Annotated in this window: 6 protein-coding genes; 5 read left to right on the forward strand and 1 reads right to left on the reverse strand. The window is 73.4% G+C overall.

Translation table 11 applies throughout. From position 1 onward, the window contains the following. Positions 1–144 precede the first annotated feature (144 nt). Positions 145–456, reverse strand: a complete 312-nt coding sequence (locus tag ACZ6ZR_RS36470; RefSeq protein ID WP_465649990.1) for a MoaD/ThiS family protein — start codon at positions 454–456, stop codon at positions 145–147. Positions 457–1,107: 651 nt separating this feature from the next. Here ACZ6ZR_RS36470 and ACZ6ZR_RS36475 point away from each other — a divergent pair. The 5 genes from ACZ6ZR_RS36475 to ACZ6ZR_RS36495 all read left to right on the forward strand — a co-directional run bounded on the left by ACZ6ZR_RS36475 (position 1,108) and on the right by ACZ6ZR_RS36495 (position 6,377). Further along, entirely contained in the window at positions 1,108–1,818 is a 711-nt protein-coding gene (locus ACZ6ZR_RS36475; protein ID WP_465649992.1) for a response regulator transcription factor, read from the forward strand. Between the two features lie 145 nt (positions 1,819–1,963). Then, on the forward strand, positions 1,964–3,007 hold the full coding sequence (locus ACZ6ZR_RS36480; protein WP_465649994.1) for a LacI family DNA-binding transcriptional regulator: 1,044 nt from the start codon (positions 1,964–1,966) through the stop codon (positions 3,005–3,007). A gap of 106 nt (positions 3,008–3,113) precedes the next feature. Beyond that, positions 3,114–4,130, forward strand: a complete 1,017-nt coding sequence (locus ACZ6ZR_RS36485) for a S1C family serine protease (RefSeq protein ID WP_465649996.1) — start codon at positions 3,114–3,116, stop codon at positions 4,128–4,130. Positions 4,131–4,176: 46 nt separating this feature from the next. After that, positions 4,177–4,953 carry a response regulator transcription factor gene (locus tag ACZ6ZR_RS36490; RefSeq protein ID WP_465649998.1) on the forward strand — a complete coding sequence of 259 codons (777 nt, stop codon included), beginning with the start codon at positions 4,177–4,179 and terminating at the stop codon, positions 4,951–4,953. Further along, on the forward strand, positions 4,950–6,377 hold the full coding sequence (locus tag ACZ6ZR_RS36495) for a sensor histidine kinase (protein ID WP_465650000.1): 1,428 nt from the start codon (positions 4,950–4,952) through the stop codon (positions 6,375–6,377). The genes ACZ6ZR_RS36490 and ACZ6ZR_RS36495 overlap by 4 nt, the downstream gene beginning before the upstream one ends. The last annotated feature ends 19 nt before the right edge of the window (positions 6,378–6,396 follow it).

A 6,396-nucleotide genomic window follows, 5' to 3' on the forward strand; every position in this document is an offset into this window, starting at 1 on the left:
AAGGCGGACCAGCGTGAGATCGGGGCACGTCAGCCAGTTGCACGTGCTGCCGTTCCCCTGCGCGCCCCGCGGCGGAGCCGCAGATCAGCAGAGCCCCGCGCCCCGGGGCAACCACGTACGTTCCCCGGCCCCGGGATAGGTGCGTCAGCCGCCGGCGAAGGGCGGGAGGGCCTCGACGGTGGCGCCGGGCGGGAGGGTGACGGTGGTGTGGTCGCGGGTGCCGACCTGCTCGCCGTCCACCAGGTAGGAGCAGTGCGCCAGCACCTGGTGGAGGCGGGCGTTGCCGGGGTGGCGGTCACGGACGGCCGAGAGGGCCTCGGCGAGCGTGGTCGCGGGCACCTCGTCCTCGGCCAGCCCTGCGGCGGCCTTGGCCGCCGCCCAGTACCGCACGGTCACCCGGGCGGCCCCCGGGTCCGTCACCCGCGAGGTGGAAGTGTGGTCCGCGGTCGCCGTCATGGCTGTCCTCCTCCTACGTCCCCGCCCGGTGCGACGCCCCGGCCCTGCTGCCTGGGCACCCACGCCAAAGGTGTACACGTACGGTGCGGCCGGTGCGGCTCCCATGATGGACCGGCCCGCCCCGGATGCCGCAACGCCGCTGCTCGGACGCGGCGCGCGCGGCACCGGGAGAACGGCGCGGACCGCCCGCCGGTCACGCCCGGCGGGCGCTCTGTGGCCCAGGCATCGTCGCGAGCCCCTCCCCTGGCCGAGGGCGGTCGGCTATTCTCGTGCGGAAGAGGGACCTGGGCAGAGTCGCCCCCGGGTCCTTTTGTGCTTTCAGGACACCACGTACGGATGGCCTCCGGAGGCCGGCGCCCCACCCGCGCCGGCCATCCCGGGGGGCCGCCCGGCCGAAGCCGCACAAGGGCGTGCGGGGCACGGACGGGCGGTGTGCGGCGGGAGCAGACCGGAAGGTTCGCGGATGAGCAGGGCAGTGACGGAGCACCAGGGGTTGCGGGACCTCGTGCGTGCGCCCCGGCCCGTACTGCTCACCCCCGAACCGGTCGTGTCTCGCCCCTCGGACGTCCTCACCCCCACCGACTCCGTGGCCGACACTCCGTCAGGACCGCCGGCCACGTCCGCGACGACCCGGAAAGGGGACCACCGGGTATGAGTTCACTCCTGCTCCTCACCAACGCCCTCCAGCCCTCCGCCGAGGTGCTGCCCGCCCTCGGACTCCTGCTGCACAACGTCCGGGTGGCCCCCGCCGAGGGCTCCGCCCTGGTGGACACCCCCTCGGCCGACGTGATCCTGGTCGACGGCCGGCGCGACCTGCCGCAGATCCGCAGCCTCTGCCAGCTGCTCCGCTCCACCGGCATCGGCTGCCCGCTGATCCTGGTGGTCACCGAGGGCGGCCTGGCCGCCGTCACCGCCGAGTGGGGCATCGACGACGTGCTGCTGGACACGGCCGGCCCGGCCGAGGTCGAGGCCCGGCTCCGGCTGGCCATGGGCCGGCTCCAGGTGGCCGTCGACGACAGCCCGATGGAGATCCGCAACGGCGACCTCACGGTGGACGAGGCCACCTACTCGGCCAAGCTCAAGGGCCGGGTGCTGGACCTCACCTTCAAGGAGTTCGAGCTGCTGAAGTACCTGGCGCAGCACCCGGGCCGGGTCTTCACCCGGGCCCAGCTGCTCCAGGAGGTCTGGGGCTACGACTACTTCGGCGGCACCCGGACGGTGGACGTGCACGTGCGGCGGCTGCGGGCCAAGCTCGGCGTCGAGAACGAGCAGCTGATCGGCACCGTGCGCAACGTCGGCTACCGCTTCGTCATCCCGGACAAGGGCGAGCGGGCCGCCGAACGGACCTCCCAGGACGCCTGACGGCCCATCGGATTCCGGCCGCTCCGGACGGCCGCCCGCCCGCCCGCCCGATCTGTCCGACTGTGCCCCGGCCTGTCCGGGGCCGGTCGGCCGGACGGCGGGTATCCCCCCTACCGGCCGCGCGCCACCCGCGTAGACTCCCCCCGTGGCCAAGGTGACGCGCGACGATGTAGCCCGACTGGCTGGGACCTCGACCGCGGTCGTCTCCTACGTCATCAACAACGGGCCGCGCCCGGTCGCGCCCGCGACCAAGGAGAAAGTGCTCGCGGCGATCGAGCAGCTCGGCTACCGGCCGAACAGCGTCGCCCAGGCGATGGCCTCCCGGCGCACCAACCTGATCGGCATGGTCGTCCCCGACGCCCGCCAGCCCTTCTTCGCCGAGATGGCGCACGCGGTGGAACGCGCCGCCTCCGAGCGCGGCAAGCTCGTGCTGATCGGCAACTCCGACTACGTGGACGACCGCGAGGTGCACTACGTCCGCGCCTTCCTCGGCATGCGGGTCTCCGGCCTGATCCTGGTCAGCCAGGGCCCCTCGCAGCGGGCCGCCGAGGAGTTCGCCGCGATGGAGGGCGCCAAGGTGGTGCTGCTGCACCGCCGCCCCGAGGCGATCGACGACGTGGCCGTCACCACCGACGACGTCGGCGGCGCCGAGACGGCCGTCCGCCACCTGCTGGAGGTGCACGGGCACGCCTCCGTGGTCTGCTTCGGCGGCCCGGTCGAGTCCCCCGCCCCCGGCGACCCGGTGATCGACCACGTCGAGGGCTGGGAGCGGGCCATGACCGCCCACGGCCTGCCGGTCGAGCCCAACCTGGTGGACGCCCCGTTCCACCGCTACGGCGCGTACGAGGTGGCCGTGGCGCTGCTCCGCTCGCCGGAGCGGCCGACCGCGATCTTCTGCTCCACCGACGACCAGGCGATCGGCGTGCTGCGGGCCGCCCGCGAGGTGGGCCTGCGGGTGCCGGAGGACCTGGCGGTGGCCGGCTTCGACGACATCCCCGAGGCCGCGCTGGCCGACCCGCCGCTGACCACCGTCGCCTCCGACCGCGACGCGATGGCCCGGGCCGCGGTCGACCTGGTGCTGGACGAGTCGCTGATGGTGCCGGGCTCGGACACCGAGCGGGTACGGACCTTCCCGTCCCGCCTGGTCATCCGCCGTTCCTGCGGCTGTGGCGGTCCCACCGCCTCCTAGTGCCGTGCCCGGCACTAGCAGGCTTTATGAGAAGTCAACGGGCTTCTCGGCCGCCTCTGACCCCGCTCTCATCCGGCTCTCATCGGCCGGGCGGAGCTTGGAGGGCATGAGCGACCAGCAGCGAAGCACCGAAGACCAGGGTCCTTTCGTCTACGCCGACTGGACCACCACCCCGCAGCCCGCCGAGGCGGCCGCCGCTCCCCCGGTGAGCCACGCCCGGAAGGGCTTCCTCAAGGGCCGCCTCGCCCTGGTGACCGCCGTCGCCCTGACGGCCGCCCTGATCGGCGGCGTCACCGGCGGCGTGATCGCCGGCGACCGCGCCACCACCGGCAGCGCCTCCGGCTCCGGCTCCACCGTGGTCAGCCCGGTGGCCGCCAGGTCCGACGGCACCGCCGACGTGGCCGCGATCAACGCCGCCGTCTCCCCCGCCGTCGTCCAGATCACCGTGAAGACCGCGAACGGCACCGCCACCGGCACCGGCGTGGTGCTCACCGCCGGCGGCCAGATCCTGACCAACTACCACGTGATCTCCGGCGCCGTCAGCGGCGGCGGCCAGGCCACCGTCACCTTCAAGGACGGCTCCACCGCCAAGGCCACCGTCACCGGCACCGACGAGTCGATGGACGTCGCCGTGATCACCGCCGCCGGCGTCAGCGGCCTCGAGACCGCCACCCTCGGCGACTCCGACGCCATGCGGGTCGGCGACTCGGTGGTCGCCATCGGCAACCCCGAGGGCCTGACCGGCACCGTCACCTCCGGCATCATCAGCGCCAAGGACCGCCCCGTCACCGTCCAGGTCGACGACTCCACCACCAGCGGCAACGGCGGCTTCGGCTTCCCCAACCTGCCCGGCCTGCAGTCCCGTTCCTCCAACAGCTCCGGCGACACCGCCAGCTACAAGGCCCTGCAGACCGACGCCGCGCTCAACCCCGGCAACTCCGGCGGCCCGCTGATCAACGCCTCCGGCCAGGTCATCGGCATCAACTCCGCGATGTACTCCGCCAGCGGCTCCAGCGCCACCGCCGGCTCCGGCACCGCCGGCAGCGTCGGCCTCGGCTTCGCCATTCCGGTCAACGACATCAAGCAGGTGCTGCCCAAGCTCCAGGCGGGGCAGCAGCTCTGACGGACAATGACACCAGCCAGACCACACGAGGAAAGGCCCCGCGCCGATGACCCCGCCCGCCGACGACCGCACCCCTGCCGAGGCTCCCCAGGGCCCCACCGCCCGGATCCTCGTGGTCGACGACGAACCCGCCCTCCGGGACGCCCTGGAGAACAGCCTCGCCTTCGAGGGCTACGAGGTGACCACCGCCACCGACGGCTTCGAGGCCCTGGACGCGGTCGAACGCGACCGCCCCCACCTGGTGCTGCTCGACATCATGATGCCGAGGATGGACGGCCTCACCGCCGTCCGCCGCATGCGGGCCCGGGGCGACAGCGCCCCGGTCCTCATGCTCACCGCCCGGGACGCCGTCGGCGACCGCGTCACCGGCCTGGACGTCGGCGCCGACGACTACCTCGCCAAGCCCTTCGAGCTCGACGAACTCCTGGCCCGCGTCCGGGCGTTGCTCCGCCGCTCGGCCCTCGCCAACGAGGCCGCCGCCCGCGCGGCGGTGGAGGCCGACGCCGGCGAGGTGATGGCCTTCGCCGACCTGCGGATGAACACCGCGACCAGGGAGGTCACCCGGGACGGCAAGCCGATCGAGCTGACCCGGACGGAGTTCATGCTGCTGGAGATGTTCCTGTCGCACCCGCGGCAGGTCCTGACCAGGGAGCAGATCCTCAAGGCGGTCTGGGGCTTCGACTTCGAGCCCTCCTCCAACTCCCTGGACGTCTACGTGATGTACCTGCGGCGCAAGACCGAGCAGGGCGGCATGCCCCGGATCATCCAGACCGTCCGGGGAGTCGGCTACGCCCTCCGCACCGCCACCGGCGCCGCTGCGTGAACCGCCTCGCGGGCTGGTACCGGGGGCGCTCACTGCGCAGCCGGCTCGCGATGCTCACGGCCGCCGCCGTGGCGGTGGCCATCGCGCTCTCGGCGCTGGCGTGCTGGTTCATCGTCAGGGACCGGCTGTACGGACAGGTGCGGCAGACGCTCTCGGACGCGCGCCTGCCGGGCGGGCCCGGCCAGAACGCCGTATCCTGCGCCCCGACCGCCGCCGAGGCCCTGGTCGGCGCGGACAAGCTCGGGTCGCACCCGTTCCCCAACCGCTTCGACGTCGAGTACGTCAACGCCGACGGCGTCTGCTTCCCGCTCGGTGCCGACCGGGCGCTCAAGGCGCAGCCCTCGGACCTCACCGTCACCGACGTCTCGATCCGTGACGGGAGCTACGCCGACGGCACCCCCGCCATGGTCAAGCGCTCCCCGGCGCAGGTCCGGGACCCGCAGGGCAACCTGAAGCGCTACACCCTGCTGCTCGCCGTACCGGTCGACACCGTCCAGGACTCGCTCCAGCAGCTGGCCCTGATCCTCGCGGGCGTGGCCGCGCTCGGCGTCGTGGGAGCCGGCTTCACCGGACGGCTGGTCGCGCGCTCGGCGCTGAAGCCCGTCGACCAGCTGACCAACGCGGTCGAGCACATCGCCCGGACCGAGGAGGTCGGCACCACCATCCCCGTCCACGGGGACGACGAACTCGCCCGGCTTTCCTCCTCGTTCAACTCGATGTCGACCGCGCTGGCCAACTCCCGGGAGCGGCAGATCCGGCTGATCGCCGACGCCGGGCACGAGCTGCGCACCCCGCTCACCTCGCTGCGCACCAACGTGGACCTGCTGATCCGCTCCGACCACACCGGCCGCCCCCTCCCCGAGGCGACCAGGACCAAGCTGCTGGGCAGCATGAAGGCGCAGATGCAGGAGCTCACCGTGCTGATCGGCGACCTGCTTCAGCTCTCCCGCCCGGAGACCTCGCGGCCCGAGCGCGAGCACACCGTGGTGGCGCTGCACGAGCTCGTCCACCGCGCGGTGGAGCGGGCCCGGCTGCGCGGCCCGGGGCTGCAGTTCGCCCTCGTGGTGGACCCCTGGTACGTGCACGGGGACGGCCCGGGTCTGGAGCGTGCGGTGATCAACCTGCTCGACAACGCGGTGAAGTACTCACCCCCCGGCGGCACCGTCCAACTCGCCCTCCAGGACGGCCGGCTGACCGTCCGTGACCACGGGCCCGGCATCCCGCCGGACGAGCTCCAGTACGTCTTCGACCGGTTCTGGCGCTCCCCGTCCTCCCGTCAACTCCCGGGCTCCGGGCTCGGTCTGTCCATCGTGGCGCAGGCCGTCCAGGACTCCGGCGGCGAGGTCGCCCTCGGCCCGGCGACCGACGGCGGCCCGGGCACGGTGGCCACCGTCCGCCTGCCGGGGCAGTCCATCGCGCCGTAGAACGGGAGCGGGGCTCCCC

Source organism: Kitasatospora sp. NPDC088742, assembly GCF_055584905.1.

What these genes read in the sequence shown, in the direction of transcription:
- ACZ6ZR_RS36470 (WP_465649990.1), bottom strand. Translation starts at nt 456, where the DNA reads ATGACGGCGACCGCGGACCACACTTCCACCTCGCGGGTGACGGACCCG.
- ACZ6ZR_RS36475 (WP_465649992.1), top strand. Translation starts at nt 1,108, where the DNA reads ATGAGTTCACTCCTGCTCCTCACCAACGCCCTCCAGCCCTCCGCCGAG.
- ACZ6ZR_RS36485 (WP_465649996.1), top strand. Translation starts at nt 3,114, where the DNA reads ATGAGCGACCAGCAGCGAAGCACCGAAGACCAGGGTCCTTTCGTCTAC.
- ACZ6ZR_RS36490 (WP_465649998.1), top strand. Translation starts at nt 4,177, where the DNA reads ATGACCCCGCCCGCCGACGACCGCACCCCTGCCGAGGCTCCCCAGGGC.